This is a genomic window from Marinibium conchae, assembly GCF_015595035.1.
GTDB lineage: Bacteria > Pseudomonadota > Gammaproteobacteria > Enterobacterales > Alteromonadaceae > Glaciecola.
Genome location: NZ_JADNRN010000003.1, coordinates 318,093 through 330,501 on the forward strand (window position 1 = coordinate 318,093; position 12,409 = coordinate 330,501).

General features: G+C 43.0%; 14 protein-coding genes. 3 read left to right on the plus strand and 11 right to left on the minus strand.

Translation table 11 applies throughout. From position 1 onward, the window contains the following. On the plus strand, positions 1-705 hold the full coding sequence (locus ISG33_RS12820; protein WP_195734011.1) for a DUF4240 domain-containing protein: 705 nt from the start codon (positions 1-3) through the stop codon (positions 703-705). Between the two features lie 107 nt (positions 706-812). Further along, positions 813-1,112, plus strand: coding sequence for a DUF4259 domain-containing protein (locus ISG33_RS12825; RefSeq protein WP_195734012.1), 300 nt, complete (start codon positions 813-815; stop codon positions 1,110-1,112). 19 nt (positions 1,113-1,131) lie between these two features. On the opposite strand, the gene ISG33_RS17185 is transcribed toward ISG33_RS12825, so the two are convergent. The 8 genes from ISG33_RS17185 to glmU all read right to left on the minus strand — a co-directional run bounded on the left by ISG33_RS17185 (position 1,132) and on the right by glmU (position 7,786). Beyond that, on the minus strand, positions 1,132-1,263 hold the full coding sequence (locus ISG33_RS17185) for a hypothetical protein (RefSeq protein ID WP_255528900.1): 132 nt from the start codon (positions 1,261-1,263) through the stop codon (positions 1,132-1,134). 66 nt (positions 1,264-1,329) lie between these two features. Continuing rightward, the gene (locus ISG33_RS12830; RefSeq protein WP_195734013.1) at positions 1,330-1,923 is read right to left on the minus strand and encodes a hypothetical protein; all 594 of its coding nucleotides are present in this window, start codon (positions 1,921-1,923) and stop codon (positions 1,330-1,332) included. A 149-nt stretch (positions 1,924-2,072) separates the two neighbouring features. Then, positions 2,073-2,327, minus strand: coding sequence for a hypothetical protein (locus ISG33_RS12835; protein WP_195734014.1), 255 nt, complete (start codon positions 2,325-2,327; stop codon positions 2,073-2,075). Between the two features lie 244 nt (positions 2,328-2,571). Continuing rightward, positions 2,572-4,404: a glutamine--fructose-6-phosphate transaminase (isomerizing) gene (glmS, locus tag ISG33_RS12840; RefSeq protein WP_195734015.1), complete on the minus strand. Its 1,833-nt coding sequence runs from the start codon at positions 4,402-4,404 to the stop codon at positions 2,572-2,574. 94 nt (positions 4,405-4,498) lie between these two features. Beyond that, on the minus strand, positions 4,499-5,257 hold the full coding sequence (locus tag ISG33_RS12845; protein ID WP_195734016.1) for a DeoR/GlpR family DNA-binding transcription regulator: 759 nt from the start codon (positions 5,255-5,257) through the stop codon (positions 4,499-4,501). A gap of 90 nt (positions 5,258-5,347) precedes the next feature. Continuing rightward, positions 5,348-5,866, minus strand: a complete 519-nt coding sequence (locus tag ISG33_RS12850) for a rhodanese-like domain-containing protein (RefSeq protein WP_229333585.1) — start codon at positions 5,864-5,866, stop codon at positions 5,348-5,350. A 23-nt stretch (positions 5,867-5,889) separates the two neighbouring features. Next, positions 5,890-6,198, minus strand: a complete 309-nt coding sequence (locus ISG33_RS12855; protein ID WP_229333586.1) for an ArsR/SmtB family transcription factor — start codon at positions 6,196-6,198, stop codon at positions 5,890-5,892. Positions 6,199-6,427: 229 nt separating this feature from the next. Continuing rightward, complete coding sequence (glmU, locus tag ISG33_RS12860; RefSeq protein WP_195734017.1) at positions 6,428-7,786, minus strand: bifunctional UDP-N-acetylglucosamine diphosphorylase/glucosamine-1-phosphate N-acetyltransferase GlmU; 1,359 nt, start codon at positions 7,784-7,786, stop codon at positions 6,428-6,430. A gap of 153 nt (positions 7,787-7,939) precedes the next feature. On the opposite strand from glmU, the gene ISG33_RS12865 reads away from it, so the two are divergent. Then, positions 7,940-9,397 carry a cache domain-containing protein gene (locus tag ISG33_RS12865; RefSeq protein ID WP_195734018.1) on the plus strand — a complete coding sequence of 486 codons (1,458 nt, stop codon included), beginning with the start codon at positions 7,940-7,942 and terminating at the stop codon, positions 9,395-9,397. A gap of 65 nt (positions 9,398-9,462) precedes the next feature. Here ISG33_RS12865 and ISG33_RS12870 read toward each other — a convergent pair whose 3' ends face one another. The 3 genes from ISG33_RS12870 to ISG33_RS12880 are packed head-to-tail and all read right to left on the minus strand — an operon-like array spanning position 9,463 to position 12,349. Beyond that, positions 9,463-10,344, minus strand: a complete 882-nt coding sequence (locus ISG33_RS12870) for a DMT family transporter (RefSeq protein ID WP_195734019.1) — start codon at positions 10,342-10,344, stop codon at positions 9,463-9,465. Further along, positions 10,322-10,861 carry a methylated-DNA--[protein]-cysteine S-methyltransferase gene (locus tag ISG33_RS12875; protein WP_229333587.1) on the minus strand — a complete coding sequence of 180 codons (540 nt, stop codon included), beginning with the start codon at positions 10,859-10,861 and terminating at the stop codon, positions 10,322-10,324. The genes ISG33_RS12870 and ISG33_RS12875 overlap by 23 nt, the downstream gene beginning before the upstream one ends. 15 nt (positions 10,862-10,876) lie before the next feature. Then, positions 10,877-12,349, minus strand: coding sequence for a DNA-3-methyladenine glycosylase 2 family protein (locus ISG33_RS12880; RefSeq protein ID WP_195734020.1), 1,473 nt, complete (start codon positions 12,347-12,349; stop codon positions 10,877-10,879). Positions 12,350-12,409 lie beyond the last annotated feature (60 nt).

The following is a 12,409-nucleotide window of genomic DNA, read 5'->3' on the forward strand; positions in this document are numbered from 1 at the left end:
ATGAAACGTACTTTTTACTATCAAGATGATCTCTCAAACAAATTTTGGACCATTGAAGCCAAAGGCACTGCATATGTTGCTTCAAACGGTCGCGTTGGCGCAAAAGCCAGAGAAACAGTGAGGACCTTTGCGAGCATCGACGAAGCAAACACCGAAATTTCCAAGCAGATAGCCTCGAAACTGAAAAAGGGCTATGTTGAGGGCGAACCACCAGAATACACTCAGCCCAACTGGGCTGAAATGACAATGACTGAAGACTTGTTCTGGCGGATCATTGCGCTGTTTAATTGGAAAAAGACGGGAGACGACGAAGCTGTTATGTGGCCTGCAGTTAGAGCCCTTTCCTCTATGAGCGTTGACGATATCGCTCGCTTCGCAGACATCATGACAGAAAAGTTGTTTGCTCTCGACACAGAGGCTCACGCTCGCCATATTGGTGATCACGCGTACGGCAAGGCAGGTTACTTTTCAGTTGACTGGTTCCTATATGTGCGATGTGTGGTGGTAGCTAATGGTCAGGAGTATTACAACTCAGTGCTTGCAGCTCCCGAGGAAATGCCCGAGGACATCGAATTTGAAGCTCTTTTGGAACTTGCCGCATTAGCCTATGAACACAAAATAAATGAAGAGTTCGAACACCTTTCTCCATTAAGTTATGAAACTTTTAGCAACTCAGCAGCATGGCCTTCTGATGATGAAAGCTAACTTTTAGCAGGGAGTAGGCATTACCAAATAGTCTATTTAATATTATTGCCAAGATCGCCTTTTGATGCATTTACGCTATTCACCTTGTATTATGAACAAATCAATAAATGTCAACGATGGGAAACAAACAAATGGGCGCTTGGAATACCTCACCATTTGGTAACGATGCTGCTTTGGATTGGCTTGGTGAGCTAGAGACCTCTAATATTCAGTTTTTCAAAGAAGTACTCGCGAAATTTGTTGAACATAGTGCAGATGTTGATTCTGAGGAGTGTGAAATTTTTATTGCTGCTTCTCAAATATTAATCTCAGCATCAAAAAGCAGCATCAAGGGTGTCCCGAAGGAGGCAAAAAAGTGGGAACCGACATCATCAATTCCCACTTTCCATTATCACCAAACTGGCTGAGATTCCGTTGCTCGTTTTATCACTGCACCAGATAGCCCAGCAGTGCGCCTGCTACAATCACCACAAGAGAAATCGCAATCACTTGCAACCATTCTTGGCGGTCTTCTTGTCGCATCTCAGCGCGGTGGTCATGCCATGTTTTTACTTGCATACCATCTCCTTTTTCGAGTTAGATATCATGGGTGTCTCAATAATTTTCTTGATCTCAAAACTAAATTCAACTTTTCAACTTTTCAACTTCATCAAGAACTATATCATTTGCATTCGAAGCAATCTTTTTAGCTAAATTTACATCACCATTCCTAAGAGCATCATGATAATCAATTATGTATTGGATACTCTTATAACTATACTTGTCCTGCTTAATTTCAGAAACTACATTCGCATAGTCTTTATCAGATAATTTCCCTAGTAAAAGGGTAGCTATAATTTTAATTTTTTCATTACTTTCATTGAGATATAAAATAAGTGTTTCCGAATATTTTACATCCCAAAACGACCACAAAGCAGAACATACATTGTTACGAACAGAAGAAAATGGTGATGCGGCAAAGCAAATTACCAAATCCATTAAAACTTTGTATTCAACGCTTCCTTCCTTGACTATATAAGTACCCCAGTACTGGCAAGATTCCAATGGCGAATAAAATAAAGGCTTTATATCCTTTGGCGATTCAATTTTATCCCATAAAAAATTGCCGATTTGAGTAGACATTTTAGTTTGACTACGCCAAATTTTTTCAACTTCCCCAGATAAGAATAATTCCAGGAGCTCTTTAAAGGTGCTCTGCTCGAGCATAAGTTCGTTCATTGTGATCAGAGCCTATTTATTGAATTCATCCAGCTGCTTCTGTTCAAATTCGATTCTATTTTGGTGTGTTTTAAATTCTGGAGAAGATGGACTTTGTCCACGTCCTAATTCGAAATTCTGCTCTTTTGTTCTACTATCTATGCTAGTCTTTAACTCACAAGATAAACAGTCAGCTTTACTACTATACCCAGTGCATTATGCACTTTAGCCTCAGATACTCTATTTTTGACGGCAGACTCTGATCCCCCCATTTTGTCTCCAAAAGCACTTGATTTTAGTTCAGCTCTATTACAATTATGAACAAGAACATTTTTCTTTGTTACATAGTATGTGTGAAAATCTGCGACAGTAAAATTATATGTAACGTCAACACGCTGCTCATCAATGACACTGACAACTTTCATTGAGCCATGTCCATCTGTTCTGGTCAAGACCAACCGGACACAAATGTGAAATGTCTGCTTCTATTTATGGGGATTCCCGAACGAGTCGGGAATGACGGTTGTCGTGGGTATGACTGTTGTCGTGGGTATGACTGTTGTCGTGGGGATGACTGTTGTCGTGGGAATGACTGTTGACGTCGGAGATTCCCGAACGAGTCGGGAATGACGGTTGGCGCAGGGCACGTCCTTGTGCCTGCGATTGTGCCTACTCCACCGTAACCGATTTGGCTAGGTTTCTAGGTTGGTCAACATCAGTGCCTTTAATTACCGCAACATAGTACGACAAAAGCTGTAACGGCAGTGTGTAGATGATGGGTGCGATGGGTTCTTCGCAGTGCGGTACGTTAATCACACGCATGGTGTCGTCGCTTGCAAAATGTGCGTCTTTATCGGCGAAAACATACATAATTCCGCCACGAGCGCGAACTTCTTCCACGTTTGATTTAAGCTTTTCGAGTAGCTCGTTGTTTGGTGCTACCACAATTACTGGCATTTCATCATCTATTAGCGCCAGTGGGCCGTGCTTCAATTCACCCGAGGCGTAAGCTTCTGCGTGAATGTAAGAAATCTCTTTCAGTTTAAGTGCACCTTCCATTGCGATGGGGTATTGATCACCGCGCCCCAAAAACAAGCTATGATGTTTGTCGGCAAACTCTTCAGCTAAGGCTTCAATGCCTGCCGTTAATGTAAGTGTTTCCTCTAACTTACTGGGTAGGCTATGAAGGCCGTCAATGATTGCTTTTTTGTCTTCAACCGACATACCGTTGTATTTCCCCAAGGCTAAAGTAAGCATTAAGAAACCAGTAAGTTGCGTTGTAAAAGCTTTCGTTGATGCTACGCCAATTTCAGCGCCGGCTAGCGTCATAAAGGCCATATCTGATTCACGAACAAGTGAAGAGCCTGGCACATTACAGATAGTCAGGCTTGAGGTATAACCATTTTCTTTCGCTAGTCGAAGAGCTGCAAGGGTATCGGCAGTTTCACCTGATTGTGAAATAGTCACTAGCAAGCTGTTTGGGTGCACAACTGATTTGCGATATCTGAATTCTGAGGCTATTTCCACGTTACACGACACATTCGCATATTGTTCTAACCAGTAGCGTGCTGTCATGCCTGAATGGTAGCTTGTGCCACAAGCGATAATTTGTACGTGCTTTATGTTCTTGAGTATCTCTTCTGAACCCGCACCAAAAATGCCTTCTACTAATTCGTTTTCACCTAAGCGATCTTGTAAGGTGTTGCGCACAACTGTTGGCTGTTCGTGTATTTCTTTGAGCATATAGTGGCGATAACCACCTTTGTCGCCTGCATCATGCTCTAATTCCGAATCGAATACGTCACGCTCAACCTGGTCACCATTATCATCATAAATAGTGACTGACGTTCGCGTGATTTCAGCTACGTCGCCCTCTTCTAAAAAGATAAAACGACGAGTAACAGGCAATAAGGCCATTTGATCAGAAGCGATGAAGTTCTCACCTATCCCCAAACCAATAACAAGAGGGCTTCCAGAGCGCGCAACGATCACTCGGTCGCTGTCTTCTTTATCCATAATCACTGTGCCATAAGCACCATGAAACTGTTTGACAGATGACTGCACTGCCGCTAACAAGTCTTTACCGCTTTTAAGTGCTTCGTGCACTGTGTGCGCAATCGTTTCAGTGTCGGTATCGGAGGTAAATGTATAACCTTTTGTTTGAAGGTCTGCGCGCAAGCTCTCGTAGTTTTCAATGATGCCATTATGCACCACCGCAATACGTTCAGTAGAAAAGTGCGGGTGAGCATTTGCTTGATTAACACCACCATGTGTGGCCCAGCGAGTGTGAGCAATACCAGTAGAACCTTTTATTGGCTTAGCCTCGATAGCATCGCTTAAGGCTTTTACCTTGCCCACTTGGCGCTCACGATGAAGATTGCCTTCGCCATCTAATAAGGCAACGCCTGCAGAGTCATATCCGCGGTACTCTAGTCGACGAAGACCCTCTAGTAAAATCTCAACAACATTACGCTCGGCGATTGCGCCAACTATTCCACACATATTCGTATCCTATTCTTTATTAACCGATATGTCGCTTCGTGCTCAAGTCATCATACTTAGACGACAACACCAGCGACTTTAAAATTTGCTCACTCTACGCGCACAGCACCTTAACGCCATGCCCTTCAATTCTTGCTCTAGCTTCATCAGGAAGACTCTTATCGGTAACTAACACCGATATCACCTCCCACGGAAGCTCAATGTTAGGTATTTTCCGCTCTAATTTTTCTGCTTCAGCCATGACTACCAAGCTCTTTGATACTTCAGCCATCGTTCTGGTAAGTGAAATTAATTCATTAAATGTTGTTGTGCCCCGTTCAATATCTAAACCAGCAGCACCAACGAAAGCTTGATCGAAATTATAGGCCTGTAGTGTGTTTTGCGCCATTTGACCTTGGAATGAATGTGACTGCGCATCCCATGTTCCGCCTGTCATGAGCACTTGCGGCTCATTCTCTATTTCCAAAAGAGAGTTAGCAACATGCAGAGAGTTGGTCATAACCACTAAGCCTAATTTTTGTGACAAACAAGGAAGAAGTGCAGAAGTTGTGCTGCCGCCATCTATAATGATGCGATTGTGATCGTGAATTAAAGTGGCTGCGAGCTTTCCTATTGCTTGCTTACGAAGCGAAAGCTTTTCGCTAGAAAGCTCAGATGATTCAGAAGGTAGGGGCACAGCGCCGCCATACTTGCGTAGTAGCAAGCCACTATTTTCAAGCTCGGCAAGATCCTTTCGAATGGTGACTTCTGATGTTTGGAGATCTTTTGCAAGCACGTCGACAGCTACTTCACCGAACTTATTTAAGCGCTCGATGATAGTTCTTCGACGTTGTTGTGTGTTTCGTTTTTGCAAAAAAGAAAGCCTTTAAGTTTCGAATCGAAAGGCATTATAGTTTTTAAATTTCGTTTTGCAAGTTACGAGCGAATAATGACTATCGTCGAGCTATTGATTCCACGGCATTTTTGCCATTAGTAAAGCCAACCCACAAGTACCTGATGCACCAGCAAACGTAAGCCCCGCACCAAAGAAGGCAGGGATTGCAATAAAAGCAGGGTTAACAAAGTATGCCAAAGCACTGCCTGCCAGTACCGACAATCCAATCGTTAGCTGCACCTGTCTATCTAGCGGTAATACCGACGACTGGCCTTTTTTTACTGCATGCCCTTCCTTACTCCAAGCTTCAATGCCGCCCATAAGGTTATAAACAGTGATGGACTCATTTTCTTTTGTTAACTTCATACAGGCAGAATTACCACGCGCGCCCTTCTGGCAGTAGATAACAACCTTTTTATCGTTTGCTGGCAAATCGTTGGCAGCAATCTTACCTAATGGTAGTAGAGTTGCACCTTCGATATGATGGTTTGCAAATTCTGCTGGCTCGCGAACATCAACTAACTCAGCCTCACCTGAATCTACCCACTGTTTAACTTGCGCTACTGATACATTTTCGTAGTTCATCATTTAACCTTAATATTAGTAAAAACTTATTTATTGCAGTAAATAAGATATAAAGTTGATAGAATTGCATTCACTTCCACACTAGCCAATTTATAAAACACCATCTGACCACGCTTCTCAGTTGCTACCACCTTGCTATCCCGCAGTTTGGCAAGGTGCTGCGATACAGCAGATTGTGATATATCTAGCATATCTTCGAGTTCACCAGCGCTTTTTTCGCCATCAACTAAAGAGCACATAATTTGTAGCCTGTAACGATTAGCTAGCAGCTTTAATAAACTTTCTGCGGCCACAGCACTCTGCGCCATATTGATTTTTTGTTCTTGAGTTAGCATGATATAAACACAATCACATATATTAGATTAATCTAATATACCGCAGAATGTAAATTAAAAAAAGTAAGAAATTAAGAAAATATCAAGGTGTATTTACACAGCAGAGAAGCATCGCAGGTCTAAGCAAGAGTTAGCTCATGAGCCTTAGAATAATTTTATTGAGGATATTAGGTATAAGATAGCGTCGCTGCTTGCTTCATCCAAGCAGCGACAGTGTAGGCGACGGGAGCTACTTCTTCTTTGGTCTTTCCCAGCCACTGATACCGCGTTGTTTGCCTCGGGCAATAACGAGTTCATCAGCATTGGCATCTTTGGTGATAACGGAACCAGCACCAATGGTCGCATTTTTCCCAAGATTTACGGGTGCGACCAAAGAGCTATTACTACCAACAAATACACCATCTCCGATCACAGTTGTAAACTTGTTCACACCGTCGTAATTGCAAGTGATAGTGCCAGCGCCCACATTTACGCCTTTTCCTATTTGTGCATCTCCAATGTAAGTAAGGTGATTCACTTTAGAGCCTTCACCAATAACCGACTTTTTCACCTCGCAGAAGTTGCCCACTTTTGCTTTGTCTTTTAAATCTGCTCCGGGGCGCAAGCGTGCGTAAGGACCAACGTTACAGGCTTCAGCTACCTGAGCGTCTTCGATCAAGGAGTAGGCCTCGATAACGGTGTTGTCGCCTATGCTACAATTTTTCAATACACAGTTTGGGCCTATGGCAACACCGTTACCTATATTCACCTTGCCTTCAAATACTGCATTTATATCGATGCTTACATCGCTCCCTACACTTAACTCACCGCGCACATCAATCCGAGATGGGTCGGCTATACTGACCCCAGCGGTCATGAGCGCTTCAGCATTTCTGAGTTGAAAAGCTCGCTCTAAAGAAGATAGTTGTACGCGGTTATTCACACCTTCAACTTCGCGCTCCCAAACGGGGTGAGCCGCTCTGATGGTTTTTCCCTCACTCGCCGCCATTTCAATCACGTCAGTTAGATAGTATTCACCTTGAGCGTTGTCATTCGACAGCGCGCCTAGCCAACGCTTCAAATCGCTTCCCGACATTAACATCATACCAGTATTGATTTCGGTAATTTGACGTTGCTCATCGCTTGCATCTTTATGCTCAACAATGGCCTTTATGTCGCTACCCTCTCTTACAATCCTTCCCATACCGGTTGGGTCGTCGAGATGCACGGTCAGTAGGGCCAAGTCAGCATTTTCCTTTGCAGCGACTAAGCGTTTCAATGTTTCACTACTGATAAGCGGCGCGTCACCAACCAAAATCATCACATCATCGTTATCTTCGATAAACGGCACCGCCTGCTGAACGGCATGCCCCGTGCCCAGTTGCTCGGCTTGCAAACACCAATTTACTTGATGCTCTGCTAATGCTGATTTCAATAAATCGGCGCCATGTCCGTAAATCAGATTAATCTTATGACAATCGAGCTCTTTTGCTGTGTCGATTATGTGCTCAACCATAGGCTTACCTGCAATAGGATGAAGCACTTTAGGAAGAGATGATTTCATTCGAGTCCCCTTGCCAGCAGCAAGAATAATAACGGATAGCGACATGTATAATTCCTTAAATATAGTGAGCGTAATTGTAAACGAGCGGGCGTCGCTTGTCAGTAGACGCAGTCCAATATTTAAGCTACCATTCCGAAGTCAAAACAGGAAGTTGGCTCATCGCTACTCCACCCAATCCTTAAAGAGCCTAGTAAAATAATGAATATTTTTCGTACTCTTCATCGCAGCATACTTATTCTTTTTGCTGTAGTCGTAATATCTATCGTTACTCTTGTTCACTTTAGTATGACGAAAATTGTCGCTGAGCAAAGCCGCTCGCACCAAGCCTCCCTATCGCCAGCCGTTAAACTAGTCGTTGATCAGGTTATCGAGCCATTACATATTGCTGAAACTTTAAGCAAATCGCAGGATATAATCGATTTAGTGCGGTTATCTGCGCAAACCGAAGAGCTAGATACTGAAAAAGTTTTTTCTACTCTTGCCCGCTTGGAAAATCAATTCAACATGGGCTTTTTTCTTGCCCTTGAAAAACAAAGAAAACAGTTTAATTCCGACGGCTCAACACTTGAGCTAATTGAAGGTAGTGTAAATTGGTATTTCAAATACAAAGATTCGCCTCAAAAATCTGTTGGCGATATTGGTAAGTGGGAAGACACTCACTTCTTCATCGACATTAAAATATTTGACGAAAAAGGCGAGTTTCTAGGCTTTTTTGGCGTCGCTAAAAGTCTTTCTACCTTTATCGATGTTTTTGCCAAACACAAACAAAGCTATGGGCACGACTTTATCTTCGTCGACCCCAAAGGCAACATAATGCTGTCGTCTGACCCTTTGCTCAATGCAACTCAGTCTAAGTTTAATAATTTACAAGAGCTCAACTGGTATCAAGACTTGCTAGTATCACTCGACATCGATTCAGAAAGCGCTTTCGCTGATAACGCCGCGCCAGTCAATATCAGTAATCAACTGATTACTATCAATGGCGAAGATGTTTTATTAGCCCAAGTAAATCTGGATCTGTTTAATTGGACGATGGTGTTAATGTCACCATTAAATGACCAGCAAACTGAGATAAGCCAAGGCTTCATCTTTTCGGTTATTAGTGTGCTCGCCGTGATTTTCATTCTGTTTCTCGTTATCTACAACCTTCTGTATTATTTTAGAAAAGACATGCAAAGCGACGCCATTGTGCTGCCGCATTGCAAAATGGTATCGGACGAACAGATAAAATATTTGATTGACTCAAATGCAATTAGAGAAACTGGCTACTTGGTGCTTATTCAACTCAATGACTTCTACCAAAAGCCCCTCACCGCAGAAGTTATCCCAGATTTGGTGAGTGTTGGAACGAAGGTATCAGAGTTCTTAGTAGAGTCAGTTCACAAATTTAATGATGACAGTCAATTTGGTAAGGTTAACGAGAGTCAGTGGCTAATATTATTGCAGAATACTAACGATAAACACTCTGGACGCTTCATGGAGAATATTCGCCATGGTTTAGCAACTATTCAAACTCAGTGCGAAAAAGAGCAGGCGCTTCTTAATTTTTCAACCTGCAAAGTTAAAATAGTTCAAGACGACACTTTTGTGTCTGCCATCTTACGCCTAAAACCCGCTCTGGACAGCATCCGACCGGGTCATACTGAAAGGCCTTGATAAGCTTTACTGATTTGCACTTTACACCTCATAAGCCGCTTGAGTTTGGTAAAACAATAACAATCTTAAGCTGCTTTTATCCGCGCTTTTCGTTTTAATATCCCTGTGGTGATCATCACACCAAAAATAATCATCGTGCCGCCTATCATCGCTTGAGTCGACAAGCTTTCACCAAGCACGATGATGCCCCAACATATACCGAAGACAGGCACTAAATATCCAACCATCATCGCTTGGGATGGCCCCACCTTCGCAATCAAGTCAAAGTACATAATATAAGCAACGCCAGTACAAACAACCGCCAGTATCATCGCGAACATCCATGTTGTCGGCGAAGGATTAACGCTCGGCCAGGTATATATCGCCGCTGGCAACAGTAAAATTGCTGCAAATACTTGACTGCCCGCCGCCACTGCAAAAGACTTAGCACCGCTTAGGTGTTTTTTCATAAAGCAGGCTGCAATGCCATAACAACTTGTCGCCGCTAATGCCGACAATACTGGTAGCAAGCTAATACTATTGCTTGATTGCGTGTCTTGACTGATCACCACCACGCCAAAGAAACCAATCAGAAGACCTATTAAACCATGCAGACCTATACGCTCGTGAAGATATAAAAATGCAATAACAGCACCAAACATCGGCGCGGTGGCATTTAAAATAGCGGTTAAGCCTGCATCAAGGTGAATACTCGTATAGGAGAACAAACAAAAAGGTATTGCAGTGTTGAAGGCACCTACAAAAAGCAGCTTTTTCCAATTGGCCACTAAATCAGGAAACTGGCGTTTAAAATACACTAAGGGTAATAGACACAGCGCTGCCATAGCTGCTCGTACCTCTACTAAAGCAAACACACCAAACGAGGGCACCGTTTCTTTCATCAACATGAAAGATGCACCCCAAATAGCGCTTAGAAAAATCAGTTCAAGTAAGTGAGAAGGTTTCACTATTTTCCTTTGATTCGAGTGCCAACAGATAAGACTTTCTTTCTAATCCACCTGCATAGCCAGTTAATTTGCCATTACTACCGATGATGCGATGACACGGAATAACGATGGGTATAGGATTTCTGCCATTAGCAGCACCGACTGCTCTGCACGCTTTTACATTACCAATGGCTTTTGCAATATCGAGATAACTAGCGAGTTCTCCGTATTTAATTTGGATTAATTGCTGCCACACGCTTTTCTGGAAAGCAGTTCCTTCTGGATCAAGTGGCAAATCGAACTCTTTTCTTGCACCCGCAATGTATTCTTTTAGCTGGCTTGCCGCAAGAGAAGATATTTGGTTTTCATTCTCTTGTGGATGTGTTGACGTAAAATCAATCGCCTTTACTGCATCGTCGCTTGCAAATATCGTTAAATATCCAGCAGGGCTGGCTACGATACTTCGAGACAATTCTTGGTACTGTGGATATTTTAGCTCATAGGCACTTGTTGCCACCTGACTACTATAAGTCATCATTTTTTCCTTGTTGTTTTACTCTTTCACCGGCACCAGCGATTCTGCGGCCCACAAGCTGAGTGTTAAATAACTACGCCATGGCGCACTGTTGTCGGGTTGAATCTCAACGCCTTTTTGCCCGAGCGCTAAAAGTCTGTTTTTGATAACTAGGTCGGTATCGAGGAAAATATCAGGGATATCGGCGTTTCGCATTAGCACGTAGTTCACAGTCCATGGGCCAATACCTTTTAATTCGAGCCATTCTTGAGGCTTAGCGTTGGGCTTATCCAACACGAATTGAGCCAGTCTTTTCAAGGTATCTTTTCGGGCTTGAGGCATTTTTAGAAACGACAAATCAGCCCGAGCAACAAGCTCCGGACTCACAAAAGCGTTGAGCTTTTGCGTGTACATAGTCTCAGTGCCTTTCTCATGAGCTTTCTCAAGAGCTCTCTCAAGGCCACCCTCAACGTTTCCATAGAGTACTTGATGTAACAAATTGAGCTGAGATATCGCCGCTTTCACACTAACCTGCTGACCAATAATAGCTCTACATGCCGCCTCAAATTGATTAACCACGCCAGGCAAACGAAGTCCCTTGGCAATATACCGAGTTGGCAAACCAGACTCAGCAATTGCCGCCGCAATAAGCATACTATCTGACTGTAAATCTAACATCTTGCCAACGGCCCGAATACTGTCCTTAAGTAGACTTACGTCGGGTAACTTCAAGCACACTTCAAAGCCGTTTTTCTGGGCTTTATGCTCAGCTTTGATAAGTACCGCTTGATTTTTAATCGTCAGCACCTTCTCAATTTTATTATCCGATATTTTTTCATTGCAATGTAACTCTCTTAGCTTAAAAAAGTCACGCACCGAGGGCCAATCATAAGGCGGCCTGTACGATAAAAAAACACTTAACTCTTGGTTCTTATGGGAACTGCGATCAGCACTTTTTTTCCTGATGTTTGACGGGCTCAAGCCGGTAACTTTCTTCATGTGTATTTGCATTTGTCGAGCAGTAGAAAAGCCACTCGCTTGCGCAACCAGCTCTATAGACAAGCTAGATTCGTGAAGTAATTTTTTGGCAAACAACAGCCGATGATAAAGTTGATATTGTTTTGGTGAAATTTGTAAATATTCGTTAAAAAGTCGATTAAAGTAGCGGGTAGACACACCCAGTCTGTCTGCGATGTCGCTTATGCTTGCCTCAAAGTTTTCACCGATAAGCTTCATTCCGCGCTCAACAGTAGTTTCTACTCCTTTCCAAGCAAATGAACCGGGCGCACTGTCGGGCCGACAAAGTAAACAAGGTCGAAATCCTTGGTTCATCGCTTCAATGGCGCAGGCGTAATAGACCACGTTCTTCTCCAGAGGCGCACGCGCTTTGCAAATAGGACGACAGAAAATTCCGGTGGTTTTTACACCAATAAAGAACAAACCGTCGAAACGTGCGTCTCTAGCCAGTCGAGCATTTTTCATCAACTCTGTATTTAGCGACAAGGCGGTCATTTGTAGGCCATTACTATATTTATTTACCGTCAGTGTACGCTGAAATGAAACAAAAACACG

Excerpts from the sequence above, each read along its gene's own strand:
- ISG33_RS12830 (WP_195734013.1), bottom strand. The coding sequence starts at position 1,923 with ATGAACGAACTTATGCTCGAGCAGAGCACCTTTAAAGAGCTCCTGGAA.
- ISG33_RS12850 (WP_229333585.1), bottom strand. The coding sequence starts at position 5,866 with ATGATGAACTACGAAAATGTATCAGTAGCGCAAGTTAAACAGTGGGTA.
- ISG33_RS12835 (WP_195734014.1), bottom strand. The coding sequence starts at position 2,327 with ATGAAAGTTGTCAGTGTCATTGATGAGCAGCGTGTTGACGTTACATAT.
- glmS (WP_195734015.1), bottom strand. The coding sequence starts at position 4,404 with ATGTGTGGAATAGTTGGCGCAATCGCCGAGCGTAATGTTGTTGAGATT.
- ISG33_RS12875 (WP_229333587.1), bottom strand. The coding sequence starts at position 10,861 with ATGATGACTTATAGTAGTCAGGTGGCAACAAGTGCCTATGAGCTAAAA.
- ISG33_RS12880 (WP_195734020.1), bottom strand. The coding sequence starts at position 12,349 with ATGACCGCCTTGTCGCTAAATACAGAGTTGATGAAAAATGCTCGACTG.
- ISG33_RS12820 (WP_195734011.1), top strand. The coding sequence starts at position 1 with ATGAAACGTACTTTTTACTATCAAGATGATCTCTCAAACAAATTTTGG.
- ISG33_RS17185 (WP_255528900.1), bottom strand. The coding sequence starts at position 1,263 with ATGCAAGTAAAAACATGGCATGACCACCGCGCTGAGATGCGACAAGAA.
- ISG33_RS12825 (WP_195734012.1), top strand. The coding sequence starts at position 813 with ATGTCAACGATGGGAAACAAACAAATGGGCGCTTGGAATACCTCACCA.
- ISG33_RS12855 (WP_229333586.1), bottom strand. The coding sequence starts at position 6,198 with ATGCTAACTCAAGAACAAAAAATCAATATGGCGCAGAGTGCTGTGGCC.
- glmU (WP_195734017.1), bottom strand. The coding sequence starts at position 7,786 with ATGTCGCTATCCGTTATTATTCTTGCTGCTGGCAAGGGGACTCGAATG.
- ISG33_RS12865 (WP_195734018.1), top strand. The coding sequence starts at position 7,940 with ATGAATATTTTTCGTACTCTTCATCGCAGCATACTTATTCTTTTTGCT.